The 13,657-nt window shown below is 69.2% G+C and carries 15 protein-coding genes and 1 pseudogene; 4 read left to right on the top strand and 12 right to left on the bottom strand.

Features of this window, described 5'->3' with window-relative positions; translation table 11 throughout:
* Nucleotides 1–10: 10 nt before the first annotated feature.
* Nucleotides 11–430: a hypothetical protein gene (locus T333_RS11560; protein ID WP_355001857.1), complete on the bottom strand. Its 420-nt coding sequence runs from the start codon at nucleotides 428–430 to the stop codon at nucleotides 11–13.
* A 58-nt stretch (nucleotides 431–488) separates the two neighbouring features.
* Nucleotides 489–1,106, bottom strand: coding sequence for an RNA polymerase sigma factor SigE (gene sigE / locus T333_RS11555; protein WP_355002210.1), 618 nt, complete (start codon nucleotides 1,104–1,106; stop codon nucleotides 489–491).
* Between the two features lie 342 nt (nucleotides 1,107–1,448).
* Between sigE and T333_RS11550 the strand changes: the two genes are divergently transcribed.
* From T333_RS11550 to T333_RS11540, 3 genes are all read left to right on the top strand, one after another.
* Nucleotides 1,449–2,081 (top strand): O-methyltransferase, encoded by a 633-nt coding sequence (locus tag T333_RS11550; RefSeq protein ID WP_355001856.1) that lies wholly within the window; start codon nucleotides 1,449–1,451, stop codon nucleotides 2,079–2,081.
* A 227-nt stretch (nucleotides 2,082–2,308) separates the two neighbouring features.
* On the top strand, nucleotides 2,309–2,554 hold the full coding sequence (locus T333_RS11545; RefSeq protein WP_355001855.1) for a hypothetical protein: 246 nt from the start codon (nucleotides 2,309–2,311) through the stop codon (nucleotides 2,552–2,554).
* Between the two features lie 104 nt (nucleotides 2,555–2,658).
* Nucleotides 2,659–2,868 (top strand): hypothetical protein, encoded by a 210-nt coding sequence (locus tag T333_RS11540; RefSeq protein ID WP_355001854.1) that lies wholly within the window; start codon nucleotides 2,659–2,661, stop codon nucleotides 2,866–2,868.
* A gap of 12 nt (nucleotides 2,869–2,880) precedes the next feature.
* Here T333_RS11540 and glgC read toward each other — a convergent pair whose 3' ends face one another.
* Nucleotides 2,881–4,095, bottom strand: a complete 1,215-nt coding sequence (gene glgC / locus T333_RS11535; RefSeq protein WP_355001853.1) for a glucose-1-phosphate adenylyltransferase — start codon at nucleotides 4,093–4,095, stop codon at nucleotides 2,881–2,883.
* Between the two features lie 137 nt (nucleotides 4,096–4,232).
* Here glgC and glgA point away from each other — a divergent pair, with 137 nt between their 5' ends.
* The gene (glgA, locus tag T333_RS11530; RefSeq protein WP_355002209.1) at nucleotides 4,233–5,402 is read left to right on the top strand and encodes a glycogen synthase; all 1,170 of its coding nucleotides are present in this window, start codon (nucleotides 4,233–4,235) and stop codon (nucleotides 5,400–5,402) included.
* A gap of 239 nt (nucleotides 5,403–5,641) precedes the next feature.
* On the opposite strand, the gene T333_RS11525 is transcribed toward glgA, so the two are convergent.
* The 9 genes and pseudogenes from T333_RS11525 to T333_RS11485 form a co-directional block, all read right to left on the bottom strand.
* A complete protein-coding gene (locus T333_RS11525; protein WP_496424439.1) occupies nucleotides 5,642–6,499 on the bottom strand; it encodes a putative RNA methyltransferase in 858 nt (285 codons plus the stop codon).
* Nucleotides 6,486–6,653 (bottom strand): DUF3117 domain-containing protein, encoded by a 168-nt coding sequence (locus tag T333_RS11520; protein WP_011211259.1) that lies wholly within the window; start codon nucleotides 6,651–6,653, stop codon nucleotides 6,486–6,488. Before T333_RS11520 ends, T333_RS11525 begins: the two co-directional genes overlap by 14 nt.
* A gap of 102 nt (nucleotides 6,654–6,755) precedes the next feature.
* Nucleotides 6,756–7,391, bottom strand: coding sequence for a DNA-3-methyladenine glycosylase I (locus tag T333_RS11515; RefSeq protein WP_496424438.1), 636 nt, complete (start codon nucleotides 7,389–7,391; stop codon nucleotides 6,756–6,758).
* A 158-nt stretch (nucleotides 7,392–7,549) separates the two neighbouring features.
* Nucleotides 7,550–7,918 (bottom strand): annotated as a pseudogene (locus tag T333_RS11510) (DivIVA domain-containing protein); the annotation flags it as partial.
* A gap of 88 nt (nucleotides 7,919–8,006) precedes the next feature.
* Nucleotides 8,007–9,143: an Mrp/NBP35 family ATP-binding protein gene (locus tag T333_RS11505; protein WP_355001850.1), complete on the bottom strand. Its 1,137-nt coding sequence runs from the start codon at nucleotides 9,141–9,143 to the stop codon at nucleotides 8,007–8,009.
* Nucleotides 9,144–9,162: 19 nt separating this feature from the next.
* Nucleotides 9,163–10,002: a lytic transglycosylase domain-containing protein gene (locus T333_RS11500; protein WP_355001849.1), complete on the bottom strand. Its 840-nt coding sequence runs from the start codon at nucleotides 10,000–10,002 to the stop codon at nucleotides 9,163–9,165.
* A 121-nt stretch (nucleotides 10,003–10,123) separates the two neighbouring features.
* The gene (locus T333_RS11495; RefSeq protein ID WP_496424437.1) at nucleotides 10,124–11,389 is read right to left on the bottom strand and encodes a lytic transglycosylase domain-containing protein; all 1,266 of its coding nucleotides are present in this window, start codon (nucleotides 11,387–11,389) and stop codon (nucleotides 10,124–10,126) included.
* A 359-nt stretch (nucleotides 11,390–11,748) separates the two neighbouring features.
* The gene (locus T333_RS11490) at nucleotides 11,749–12,375 is read right to left on the bottom strand and encodes a DUF1003 domain-containing protein (RefSeq protein WP_355001847.1); all 627 of its coding nucleotides are present in this window, start codon (nucleotides 12,373–12,375) and stop codon (nucleotides 11,749–11,751) included.
* Nucleotides 12,368–13,651 (bottom strand): magnesium transporter MgtE N-terminal domain-containing protein, encoded by a 1,284-nt coding sequence (locus T333_RS11485; protein WP_355001846.1) that lies wholly within the window; start codon nucleotides 13,649–13,651, stop codon nucleotides 12,368–12,370. The genes T333_RS11490 and T333_RS11485 overlap by 8 nt, the downstream gene beginning before the upstream one ends.
* Nucleotides 13,652–13,657 lie beyond the last annotated feature (6 nt).

Genomic DNA, 13,657 nt, shown 5'->3' with positions numbered 1-13,657 from the left:
GCGGCAAACTCTACTTGCGCCACCACGTGGTCCACCGGGTCGCGGTGAACGAATCCGGCAGAAAACCGAAAACTGCCTCGTTGCGGGCGTTCCCGGACGGATGACCCTGGTTGTTCGACGCGCCGCCGGGCAACTCGGCGAGCGGAATCCGGGTCAAGCTGTCGTGCAACCCGGTGGGGACCGCGATGGGTCCGGACTGGCGCAGCGCGAACCGCGCCTGCTGCTGCGCGTCCACCTCGGCGGCGCACTCCGGGCAGACCGAAAGATGCTGGGCGGCGCGCAAATAGGCGTTCATGCGCAGCTCGCCGTCGACGTAGGCGACGATGGCCTCGCTGGCCAGATGTTCGGTGGGCGCGAAGCGCGGTGACCTGCCTGGCGTCCGTCGGTCCCCGCGAGCGGGACGACCGGACGTGCTGGACTCGCCACTCATGCGGTGCTCACCCTTCCAACGACATCCTTCGGCCCGGGCGTCGCCGGTGCCCGGCGAATCACCCGATGTTCGTGTCAGCGGCCAACCGCTGCTGAGATCCATTATGCGCAAGATGCTCGCGCAGTGCCTGACGCCCGCGGTGGATCCGGCTGCGCACGGTGCCCAGCTTCACACCGAGCGTAGCGCCGATCTCCTCGTACGACAGACCCTCGATGTCACACAGCACGACGGCGGCGCGGAACTCCGGCGCCAGCGCGTCCAGAGCGGATTGCAGGTCGGGATCCAGGCGCGCGTCGTGATAGGCCTGCTCGGGGCCGGGGCCCTCGGCGGGCACGCGGTCGTAGTCCTCGGGCAGCGCCTCCATGCGGATGCGGTTACGACGGCGCACCATGTCCAGGAACAGGTTGGTCGTGATGCGGTGCAGCCAGCCCTCGAAGGTGCCCGGCTGATAGTTCGACAGCGAGCGGAACACGCGGATGAAGGTCTCCTGGGTGAGATCCTCGGCGTCCTGCGCGTCGCCGGAAAGACGGTAGGCCAGCCGGTAGACCCGGTCGGCGTGTTCGCGGACCAGATCGTCCCAGGACGGCATGACCGAGCGATCGCCCGTCGCGTCGAACGCGGCCGTTCCGGTCAGTTCGACATCGAGGTCCTCGGCCTGCTCGGCCTCGAACGGCATGATGTGGTCGGGGAGGGTGGCGTACTCGGAGTGCCCATGCGGAGCCGCAAACGAACCTTTGACCATGTGGATGGGGCTACCTCCTGCTCGGGACCGTAAACTCGGGACTCCCGTTTCGGTCCGGATCTCGAACCGTCGCGTACGGAATACAACCGACTACCCGTATGTCGTTGTTCCCGCGTCCCGCGTATCGCGGTCGGCTGGTCTTGCGTGCCCTTACTCTTTCCTGTCCCGATATGGCGGGGATATGGAGATCCTGAGGGACACCTGAGAAAACCGATCCGCCGCGAAAGCGCGTTGTCGGAACGCCGAGACAACGCGCGCCGCATTAGCCTCTTAGGCGTGGCATCGAACCTGGAGCGAAATCTCTCCTACGTGGAGGAATCCGTCGTGGAGGACGAGATCCTCGTCAGCGCGCGCGAGCGGGCCACCGAGCTGGGCGCGGCACCGGTGCCGCCGTCGGTCGGGGCCCTGCTGAGCATGTACGCCCAGCTGCTCGGTGCGCGCGCGGTCGTCGAGGTCGGGACCGGCGCGGGCATCAGCGGCCTGTGGCTGCTCGACGGCATGCGCGAGGACGGCACGCTGACCACGATCGATTCCGAGCCGGAGCATCAGCGCGCGGCCAAGGAGGCGTTCCGCACCGCCGACATCCCGCCCGCCCGCACCAGGCTGATCAACGGGCGCGCACTCGACGTGCTGCCCCGCCTCGCCGACGGCGCCTACGATCTGGTCTTCATCGATGCCGCTCCACTGGAGCACCCGCAGTACGTCGCCCAGGCGGTGCGGCTGCTGCGCGACGGCGGCGCCATCATCCTGCACAACGCGCTGCTCGGCGGCCGCGTTCCCGACCCGAGTCAGCGCGATGCCGCCACCCAGGCGGTGCGCGCCGCGACCCGCGCCATCGCCGAGGATCCCGAACTCACCTGCGTGCTGATCCCCGTCGGCGACGGATTGCTCTGCGCCTCACGCGGTTAGGCAGGGCCGGGGCCTACCTCCGCTCGGATTTCCGCGGTGATCCATCCGATACGACCGCTGACCGGATCGGGAAAGCGCCTCGGCGGTAGGGCAGTTGACATTCCGCTGATTCGGCGCGCCCGCTCCGGGTAACCGACGACCAGCCGGGGTGCGGGCGACCCCGTGCGACAGTCGTGCGAATCGTGCCGTAAAAACCCCGGCGCCGCAAGCGAATTCGGAGGTGTGCGGTGACTTGGGAACGGGCGGAGGATATCGTCCATTACGGCCATGTCGGACATGTGGTCGAGGAAAAGGGTTCACTGAATTGGGTGGTCGCCGGGTTGGGCTTTTTCGCCGCGGCGATTCTGCTCGTCGTGCTCGTGCTGCTCGTGGTGAGCAATGCCGATTTCGACACGGGGCCCGCGAAGGTGGTGCCGACCACCGGACCGTGTGAGCCCTTCTGCACCGGAACGCCCCCACCGCCCGCGCCCTGATTCCGGGCCGGAATTCTGGTAGGGCGCCACACTATTGGCGGTTTCGGTAACCGGGTGTCCCGTGGTGTGCTTGGGTGGGCCGGGGCCGTGCGGAGGACGAGCCGATGTTCTGGAACGACGACGATGACCGATCGAGGAACCGCGCACAAGACTGGGCGGGCGCGACTGTCGTGTTCGCCGTCCTGCTCGTGCTGGCGATCATGCTCGCGATTCTGGTCAGCACCGCCGATTTCGGCGAGGGCTCACGGTCGACGGTTCCGCGCACGCCGGGCTCCTGCCAGCCGTTCTGCACCGCGCCGCCGAGCGAGCCTTGATCAGCGGACGCGTCACACCCAAACGCCCTTGCCGACGGTCACCACACCGCGTTTGCTCACCGCGAACCGGTCGCGGTCGCGCTCCAAGTCGACGCCGATGATCTCGCCCTCGCCGACCACCACGTTCTTGTCCAGAATGGCGTGGCGCACCACCGCGCCCCTGCCGATGCGCACGCCGGGCATCAGCACGCTGCCCTCGACGGTGGCGCCGTCGTCGACCATCACGTTGGAACTCAGCACGGAATTGCGCACCGTCGCGGCGGACAGGATGCTGCCGGCGCCCACGATGCACTCCTGGGCGAGGCCGCCCTGGGCGAACTTGGCGGGCGGCAGGTTCTCGGCGGCGCCGCGGATCGGCCAGTGCTTGTTGTAGAGGTTGAACACCGGGTGCACCGAGACCAGATCCATGTGCGCGTCGTAGAAGGCGTCGATGGTCCCGACGTCGCGCCAGTAGCCGCGGTCGCGCTCGGTCGCGCCGGGCACCTCGTTGTCGGCGAAGTCGTATACCGCGGCCTGACCCGCCGCGACCAGCGCGGGAATGATGTCGCCGCCCATGTCGTGGTCGGAATCGGAGTTGTCCGCGTCGGCGCGGATCGAGTCGACGAGCACCTTGGTGGTGAAGACGTAGTTGCCCATCGACGCGAAGGTCACGTTCGGGTCGTCCGGCGTGCCCGGCGGATGGGCGGGCTTCTCCAGGAACTGGGTGATGCGGCCGGACTCGTCGGAATCGATGCAGCCGAACGCGCTCGCCTCGCTGCGCGGCACCCGGATGCCCGCCACGGTGACGCCCGCGCCGGAATCGATGTGGTGGGAGACCATCTGCTCCGGGTCCATCCGGTACACGTGGTCGGCGCCGAAGACCACGATGTAGTCCGGGTCCTCGTCGTAGATCAGGTTCAGCGACTGCATGATCGCGTCGGCGCTGCCGGTGTACCAGCGCGGGCCGAGGCGCTGCTGGGCGGGCACCGGCGTGATGTACTCGCCGGCGAAACCCGAGAGCCGCCAGGTCTGCGAGATGTGCCGGTCCAGCGAATGCGACTTGTATTGGGTGAGTACGCACAGGCGAAGGAAGCCCGCGTTCACCAGGTTGCTGAGCACGAAGTCGATGAGCCGGTACGCGCCCCCGAACGGGACCGCCGGCTTGGCGCGGTCGGCGGTGAGTGGAAACAGGCGCTTGCCCTCGCCACCGGCGAGCACGATCCCGAGTACGTGCGGCTGGCTCCTCACAGTGCCCAAACTACCGTGTCGTCAGGCCGCGGGTGGCCCCTGCCGAGCCGAGCGTCTAGTTTGGATCGGTGAGTTTCGGCACGGACGACGGGCACTCGGCAACGGGATCCGGCGAGCCGGGGGGCTTCCAGGACCGGTTGCGTGTCGCGATGTTGACCCGCGAATACCCACCCGAGGTGTACGGCGGCGCGGGCGTACACGTGACCCAGTTGACCGCCGAATTGCGGCGGCTCTGCGAGGTGACCGTGCACTGCATGGGCGCCGAGCGCGCCGATGCCGTGGTGCACCAATCGGATCCGACGCTCTACGCCGCCAACGCCGCGCTGCAGATGATGTCGGCGCAGCTGCGGATGGCCGACGCGGCGGGCGAGGTCGACGTGGTGCACTCGCACACCTGGTACACCGGCCTGGCCGGGCACCTGGCCGGTACCCTCTACGGCATCCCGCACATCCTCACCGCGCACTCGCTGGAGCCGCGGCGGCCGTGGAAGGCCGAGCAGCTCGGCGGCGGCTACCGCATCTCCTCGTGGTCGGAGCGCAACGCCATGGAGCACGCCGACGCCGTCATCGCGGTGAGCGAGGGCATGCGCCACGACGTGCTCGACGCCTACCCGGCGATCGACCCGAGCCGGGTCCACGTGGTGCACAACGGCATCGACGCCTCGCTGTGGCGGCCCGGCCCGCCCGCCGAGGGCGACCGGCAGATCCTGGACGAACTCGGCGTACGGACCGACCGTCCGATCGTCGCCTTCGTCGGCCGCATCACCCGGCAGAAGGGCGTCGGTCATCTGCTCGCCGCCGCGCGCGAGTTCGAGCCGGAGATCCAGCTGGTGCTCTGCGCGGGCGCGCCCGACACCAAGGAGCTGGAGGCCGAGACGGCCGCGGCGGTCGCCGAATTGCGGCGGCGGCGCGGGAACGTCCACTGGGTTCGGGAAATGCTGCCCACCGAGCAGATCCGGCAGATCCTCGCGGCGGCGAGCGTGTTCGTCTGCCCGTCGGTGTACGAGCCACTCGGCATCGTGAACCTGGAGGCCATGGCGTGCGCGACCGCCGTGGTCGCCTCCGATGTCGGCGGCATCCCCGAGGTGGTCGCCGACGGCGGCAATGGCAGACTCGTGCACTACGACGCGGGCGCGGCCGAGGAGTACGAGCGCGGCCTCGCGGCGGCGGTCAACGAGATCGCGGGCGATCCGATCCTGGCGGCCGAGTTCGGTGCGGCGGGCCGGGCGCGGGCGATCGCGGAATTCGACTGGTCGCGGATCGCCGAGCGGACCGTCGAGGTGTACGAGTACGTCCGCAAACCCTGAACGCCGCGCCCGGGTCGTTGCCGGGGTGACTATGTGCGAGCACGTGCGCAAACCGTGCATCCTCGGGCGTGACCGGCGCTGAACGATGCGTGCTGGCAGGGGCCGAACCGTGAATGATTCCCGCGTGGTCGGCACCGAAGTCGACATGTGCGAGCACGACGACAAGCTCTGAATGCTCCGTGCGTGGTCAGCCGGGGCCGATACGTGCGAGCCCGTGCGCAATGCGGGCCCGGACGCGGTCAGCGGCGGGGACGATACGTCGACACGGTGACCGAAGCGGTGACCTCGAGCTGCTCCGGCAGCGCGGCGAGACGCGGATCGCGCGCGTTCTCCGCGTGGTGCGCGGACGGACCCATGCCGACCACCTGCGCCACCGCCGCGTGGTCGAGTTTCATCGAATACTCCACGGCGACTCGCTCGACCGGCTCGAACAGCCCGGACATCGCCTCGGTGATGCGGCGGTCCTTGTCCGGGTCGACGGTCACCATGCCGAGCGGATCGATCAGCTCGCCGAGATGACGCGCGGTCGGCGCGGCGACGACGAAGCGGCCGTCCGCGTCGAGCACCCTGGCCACCTCGGCGGGATTGCGCGGCGCGAACACCGAGAGCACTCCCGTGAGTACGCCGTCGCGGACCGGCAGGCCGCGCCAGGCGTCGGCGAGCACCGCGGCGGCGCGAGGATGGGCGCGCGCGCAGCGGCGGGCGGCGGGTTTCGCCACGTCGATGGCGACGCCGCGGGCGTTCGGTGCGGCGTCCAGGGCCGCGGCCAGGTAATAGCCGGTGCCCGCGCCGATTTCCAGCAGACTCGCGGACCGGTCGTCGACCGGACCGACGGCGGTGGCGACCGCGTCGGCGATCGGGGCGAAATGCCCCTCGCCCTGGAAAGCGGCGCGGGCGTCCAGCATTGCCGCGGTGTCACCGGTCATTTTGGTCGACGCACCGGTCAGCAAGCTGACATAGCCCTGTTTGGCGATGTCGAAATTGTGGCCGCGGTCGCAGCGCAGCGCCCGATCCACCGCCTCGAGCCCGAGGCGGCATTCCGGGCAGGCCAGCAGACCCGCCACGTCAGCGAGTGCCGAGGGACTAGCTGGTGACACTCTTCAATTCGTCACCAAGCGCCGCTGCCTCATCCGGCGTGAGTTCGACGACCAGACGCCCGCCACCCTCGAGTGGAACCCGCATAACGATTCCACGCCCTTCCTTGGTTGCCTCGAGGGGACCGTCCCCGGTGCGGGGCTTCATGGCCGCCATCCTCTGCTCCCTCCAGATCTGCGCGGTTTTCTGCGCACTTTCTTGGAACTACAGTTGTCACCAACCAGGTAGCTCACCGGTATTTGGCGAGCTACACCGGTCCTATTCTTCCCTATCGCCGATGTGGACGGATACCTGAGTTCGAAATGTGATCGCTCGGGCGGTGTTGTGCGGGTCACTTCCGACCCAGCAATCGGCCAGGTGATCGTCCACCATTCCCGTTGCTTGCATCAGCGCGTAGGCGGTGGTCGGTCCGACGAAACGGAACCCGCGCCGCTTCAATTCTTTTGCCAGAGCGATGGATTCGGGACTGGTCGCGGGAACGTCGGCGATGATCTTCGGACGCGGTCGAGGCGGCGGCGCGAACGACCAGATCAACTCGTCGAGGCCGCGGTCGAGCGCGCGGGCAGCGCGCGCGTTGGCGATGGCGGCTTCGATCTTGGCGCGGTTGCGGACGATGCCGGGATCGTCGAGCAGGCGGGCCACATCGGCGTCGTCGAACGCGGCGACCCTCTCGATGGCGAAGTCGGCGAACGCGGCACGGAAGGCCGGGCGCTTGCGCAGGATCGTGATCCACGCCAGACCCGATTGGAACGCCTCGAGGCAGACCCGCTCGAACATCGCGTCGGGGCCGCGCAGCGGCTCGCCCCATTCGAAGTCGTGATAGTCGCGGTAGAGCTGAGAGGACTCCGCCCACGGGCAGCGGATCCTGCCGTCGGCGGCGAGCGGGGCGGTCACGGCTGTTCGCGGGTGCTCGGCGCGGGCCACGGCGTCGCCGTGCGCTCGGTGTCGTCGCGGGAGGTGACCATCGCGTCGGGACGCGCGGAATTCCCGGCGTCGAGACGCGCGGAACCCCCGGCGTCGGGGCGCGCCGAATTCCCAGGGTCGGGACGCGCCGAATCCGCGGTGTCGCGATGCGGTGCCGGGGTCTCCTGACGGGACGCCGCCGCTTCCGCGCTCGCCTTGCTCATCCGCGGCGTCTCACCGCGGGCATGGGCCAGTTGCAACTGGAGTTCGTCGATGCGCGCGGCGAGCCTCGCCAACGCCCAGTCCACCTCGCCCGCCTTGTAGCCGCGCACCACCTGCTGGAACCGCAGCGCGCGCACGTCCGCGCCGGTGATGCCCTCGGCGGGCAACACGGTGGCCGTCGTGCCCTCGGGCAGCGGACCGAGTTCCTCCCCGCGCCCGAAGACCGCACTCGCGAGCAGGAACAGCACCGCGGCCACCAGGCCGACGATCAGCACGTACAACAGCAGCGTGAGCATGACACGAGCTTATTCCGCCGCTCCGACATGCTTGTTCACGACCGAGCGCTAACCCGCGGACGCAACCGACGCGGCGCCCGAGGCGCGTTTACAGGTGCCGCGTGGTGTCGATGCCGAGCGACATGCCCGCCAGCCCACGGCGGCGCACCGCGAGCTTGTCGGCGACCTCGATCAGCGCCTTGGCCGACGCGCTGTCCGGATCGCTCAGCACGATCGGCGTGCCTTCGTCCCCCGCCTCGCGCAGCTTCTGTTCGATCGGGATCTGACCGAGCAGCGGGACGGTCGCGCCGACCGCGCGGGACAGGCTGTCGGCGACGGTCTGCCCGCCGCCGGAGCCGTAGAGCTCCATGCGGCTGCCGTCCGGCAGGTCCAGCCAGGACATGTTCTCCACCACGCCCGCGATCCGCTGCCGGGTCTGCAGCGCGATCGAGCCCGCCCGCTCGGCGACCTCGGCGGCCGCGAGCTGCGGGGTGGTGACGACCAGGATCTCCGCGTTCGGGATCAGCTGGGCGATGGAGATGGCCACGTCACCGGTGCCCGGCGGCAGGTCGAGCAGCAGGATGTCCAGATCGCCCCAGAAAACGTCGGCGAGGAACTGTTGCAGCGCGCGGTGCAGCATCGGGCCGCGCCACACCACGGGCGTGTTGCCCTGGGTGAACATGGCGATCGAGATGACCTTCACGTCGTGCGCGACCGGCGGCATGATCATCCGCTCGACCTGGGTCGGCCGGGAGTCGGTGCCGAGCATGCGCGGCACGGAGTGTCCGTAGATGTCGGCGTCGAGCACGCCGACGGAAAGGCCGCGCGCGGCCATGGCGGCCGCGAGATTGACCGTCACCGAGGACTTGCCGACGCCGCCCTTGCCGGACGCGACCGCGTACACGCGGGTCAGCGAGCCCGGCTGGGCGAACGGGATGACCGGATCGGCGGAGTCGCCGCGCAGCTGCTTGCGCAGGGTGGTGCGCTGCTCGTCGTTCATCACGTCGAGGTCGACGGAGATCGCGCCGACGCCGGGGACGTCGGCCACCGCCTTGGTGACCCGCTGGGTGATCTCCGTACGCAGCGGGCAGCCCGCCGTCGTCAAGTAGACCTCGACATGGACATTGCTTTCGGCGTCGATGGCGACGCTTTTCACCATGCCCAGTTCGGTGATCGGTTTGCGGATCTCCGGGTCGTCGACCTTCGCGAGCGCACCCCGTACATCCGTTTCCGTTACCACTGGCATAACGGAAATTTTAGGCGGGTCAGATCCGAGGCAACTGCGCGGGCTTCGGTGCGACCCCCGAGCCGTACGAATTCGCCCACGCCATGACGTTGGCGACGTAGGCCATCGAGTTGTTGTAGCGCAGGATGGCGCGGGACTGCTGGGCCGGGTCGCTCATGTTCAAGCCGCCTGCGCACAGGTACTTGCCCGCCGTGAGCGCGGCGTCGTAGAGGTTCTGCGGGTCGGCGATGCCGTCGCCGTTGCCGTCGGCGGCGTAACGCTTCCAGGTCTCGGGCAGGAACTGCATCGGGCCGACCGCGCGGTCGTAGCCGCCGAGTCCGTCGAGCGCGCCGTCGTCGCTGTCGTGGATGACGTTGTTGCCCGCGAGCGAGCCGTCCAGCACGGGGCCGTAGACCGGGCTGAGCGGATTGCCGTCGGTGTCGGCCTTGCCGCCGAACGCGTGGGTGGACTCGACGCGGCCGATGCCGGCGAGCAGGTTCCACGGCATGTTGCACGTGGGGTTCTCCGCGTCCAGCGTGCGCTCGGCGTTCTGGTAGGCGGCGATCGCGACGCCCGGCACGCCGAGCGCTCCGGCGGGCAGATCGGCCTTCGTCCGATCGGCGGACAGCGCAACGGTTTTCACGACTGGCGGGGCGACGGAACGCTGCTCGGCCATGGCGTGCGCGACCAACTCGATCGAGTCGACGGGCTTGGCGGCGAGCGCGTCCTGGTCGTCGGGGATCTGCTGAACGGCGGCCTGATCGGAGTCCAGATCGGATGCGGCGGCGCAGGCCACGAATCCGGCGGGAACCAATCCGGTCAGTGCGATTACGGAGCCGCGCCTGACGGTGTTAGGCGATTGCTTGCGGTGACGCCCCACGGTGTGGTGACCCTCCTCGGTTACACAAAGGCTCGCTGACGAGCCCTTCGTGGACGAAGGAGAGGCTACCGTATTCGAGATCTTTTTGTTACTGCTTCGTGATCTGGATTCGGGTTTGGTCTCAGCCCTGCGGCGGAGCGGGCGGCAGCGGGATCACGATGCCGAACGGCAGTGTGATGCCGGGCTGTTCGGTCGGGGCGGGCGCGGCGGGCGCGGGCTCGGGGGTCGTGGCGACCTCCGGCTCCGGGTTCGGCTGCTGCGGGGTGTTCGGCTGCTCGGGGGCGTTCGGCTGGACGGGTGGATTCGGCTGCGCCGGGTTGGGCGCGGGAGCGGGAGCATCCGGCATGGGCGCGGGCAGGGCCTGCACCTGCGGTGCGCACGCCGGATACGGCTGCGGTTGCCGAGCCTCGGCCCGGGCGGGATCCTCGGCACGTGCAGGGTCCTCGGCCAGCGCGGAGTCGTTCGGATCGAGTGGATCGGCGCCGAATTCCTGTCGCGGGCCGAGCGGACGTCCCGACTCGCCGGGGCGTGGCATCGGCGCGGGCACCGCGACCGGCGAGCACGGGTTGGCGGGCGGCGGCGGTGGCGGGCAGAAGATTCCGCACGGGATCGGCGGCAGGCCGGGGATCGTGATCATCATCTGGGCCGGCGCCGGGGCGGGCGCGGCGGGCGCCGTCGACGGGGGCTGGTCCGCGGGCGAGGTGGGGGTCGGCAGGGTCCTCTCGACCGCGCTCATGTCCGGGTTCGCGGCGATGATCGGCGCCGAGCCGGGCGGAACCAGCTCCGGCGAGATGGTGACCTGGCTCGGTCGGCCACCGGTGCGGTAGGCCGTCGACCAGCTCAACACGTTGGCCGCGTAGGACATCGAGTTGTTGTAGCGCAGCACCGCCCGTAGCTCTTGCGCGGGATCGCGTAGGTCCAGCCCGCCCGAGCACAGGTACTTGCCCGCGCCAAGCGAGGCGTCGAAGACGTTGTGCGGGTCGGAGACTCCGTCACCGTTGCCGTCGGCGGCGTACAGACTCCAAGTCCCTGGCAGGAATTGCATGGGGCCGATCGCCCGCACGTATCCGCCGTCCGTGGCCTTGATGACTTCGTTGCCCGGCAACGTGCCGTCCAGCGCCGGTCCGAAGATCGGGGTCACCGTCGTGCCCGCCGCGTCGGTGCGACCGCTTCCGGCGTGTCCGGACTCGATCCGCCCGATCCCCGCGAGCAGGTTCCACGACAACCCGCATCCCGGCATCGAGGACTGTATCGCCAGTTCCGCGTTCCGGTACGCGGCGAGCACGATCTCCGGAATGCCCAGTGCCCCACCGACCGCGGGCAGCGTGACGTCGTGCAAGGGGATCGTGCCACCGAACATCGGCAGCCCGTCCTTCAGCGGAGTCATTGCTCGAAGTTTGCGGGGCGTCTCCGGTGTGACCGGCAACAGACCTACTGTCCGAGACAGAGGGCCTTCTGGGTCGGTGTCCGTGCCGTTGCCGGCGCCGCCCTGACCGCTGGACGCGGCGAGCCGCGCCTCCGGCGCCTGCGGCGGCGCACTCGCGGTCGTGTTGTGGGGCGCCGAGCCGGAGGCGACCAGACCTGCGACAACGAGGGCCGACATGGTTATCGGAGCGGAAACTCGCATTCGGCCACACCAATCCTCTACGTCATGGGTGCGGTGTCCGGGACATCCCACACCCCGGCCCGCTCAGGACAACGTTGTCCAGGTTACCCAGCGGTCAGAAGGTTGTTGAGCATTTCCGGTCAATCATCAGCAACGGGCGGCGAAACCTGAACCTGGGACTGCTTTCCACCGGAGGTTTTCTTGCGATTCGCCTTGCCGGACTTCAACTCACGCGGCGTGTTGCCGTCCTGGCCCGACGCCTCCTCGATGCGGTCGAGAACCTCACGCATCTCCTCCAATTCGCGGCGCAGATAGTCACGAGTCGCCACCTCGCCCACCGCGATACGGAGCGCTGCGAGTTCGCGGGCGAGGAATTCGGTGTCCGCCTTGGTCTGTGCGGCGCGCATCCGGTCCTCTTCCAGCGCCACCCGATCGCGGTTGTCCTGACGGTTCTGCGCCAACAGGATCAGCGGCGCCGCGTAGGCGGCCTGCGTGGAGAACGCGAGATTCAACAGGATGAACGGGTACGGATCCCAGCGCAGCGCGACGACGAAGACGTTGAGCAGGATCCAGATGATCACCACGATCGTCTGCAGCGCGAGATAGCGTCCGGTGCCTAGGAATCGGGCCACCCGCTCGGAGCTGCGCGCCAATGCCTCGGCGTCCCAGTCGAATCGGAAACGGGACTCGACCGGCGTCTCCAAGCGCTGCCGCGCCGAGCCCGGCCCCACTCTCCCGACGCCCGCCGCCGGGTTCTTCTCACTCATGCGCCGCGACTCCTTCGTGCTGCTCTTCCTCGCGCCAGTCCTCCGGCAGCAGATGGTCGAGCACGTCGTCGACGCTGACGGCGCCGAGCAGATGGTTCTCGTCGTCCACCACCGGACCGCAGACCAGGTTGTAGGTGGCGAAATACCGGGTCACCGCGGAGAGCGGCACCTCGGCGCGCAGCGGAGCGAGATCGGCATCGATGATGCCCCCGACCAGATGCGCGGGCGGTTCGCGCAGCAATTGCTGGATGTGCACGCAGCCGAGGTAGGGCCCGGTGGGCGTGGCGGTCGGCGGGCGGACCACGAAAACCATCGAGGCGAGCGCGGGCGTCAGGTCCGGATTGCGCACCCTGGCCAGCGCCTCCGCGACCGTGGTCGAGGGCGTCAGCACCACGGGCTTGGTCGTCATCAGACCGCCCGCGGTGTCGGGGGAGTGCGCGAGCAGCCTGCGCACCGGCTCGGATTCCTCGGGATCCATCATCGCCAGCAGCGATTCACGTTCCCCCGTCGGCAGTTCGCCGAGCAGGTCGGCCGCGTCGTCCGGGTCCATCGCCTCGAGCACGTCGGCGGCGCGGCGCACCTCGAGGTGGCCGAGCAGGTCGACCTGATCGTCGTCGGGCAGTTCCTGCACCACGTCGGCCAGTCGCTCGTCGTCCAGCGCCTCGGCCACCTCGATGCGGCGCTTCTCCGGCAGCTCGCGCAGCAGGTGCGCGACGTCGGCGGGCCGCAAGCCCTCGAACTGTTCGAGCAACTGGGTGACGTCCTGGCCCGGCCTGCCGATCTCGTACGGGGTCAGACCCGACACCGTCGTCCAGTCGACGACGTGCACGGTGCGCCGCCGTCCGATGCGCCGGTGTCCGCGCACCGCGACCCGGGAGACCCGCCAATCCCTGGTCCTGGTCAGTTCGATGCCGAGATCGACGACGAAGACGTCGACGCCCGCGAGGTCGGGCAGATCCGGATCGTCCACCCGCACCTTGGAATCCACGATCTGCGCCAGCGCCAGCATCTCGCCAGGTCGTTGCTGGAAACGGCGCAGGCTGACGGTGCCGGTATTGAGCGTGACATTGCCCGGTTCGATCGTGGTCACCCGCAACATCGGCACGAAAATCCGGCGCCTGCTCGGCAATTCGACGACCAGTCCGTGTACGCGCGGTACCTGACGGTCGTAGCGGATCGCCACGACCGCGTCGCGGACCCGGCCGATAGACTCCCCGTCCGGTCCCAGCACCGCCAGGCCGGCAAGCCTGGCGACGTACACCCTGGTAGCTGCCATGCTTGC

This window comes from Nocardia sp. CNS-044 (assembly GCF_059570515.1).
The sequence above is the reverse complement of the archived record's forward strand: the minus strand, read 5'-3'. Positions and strand labels throughout refer to the sequence as shown.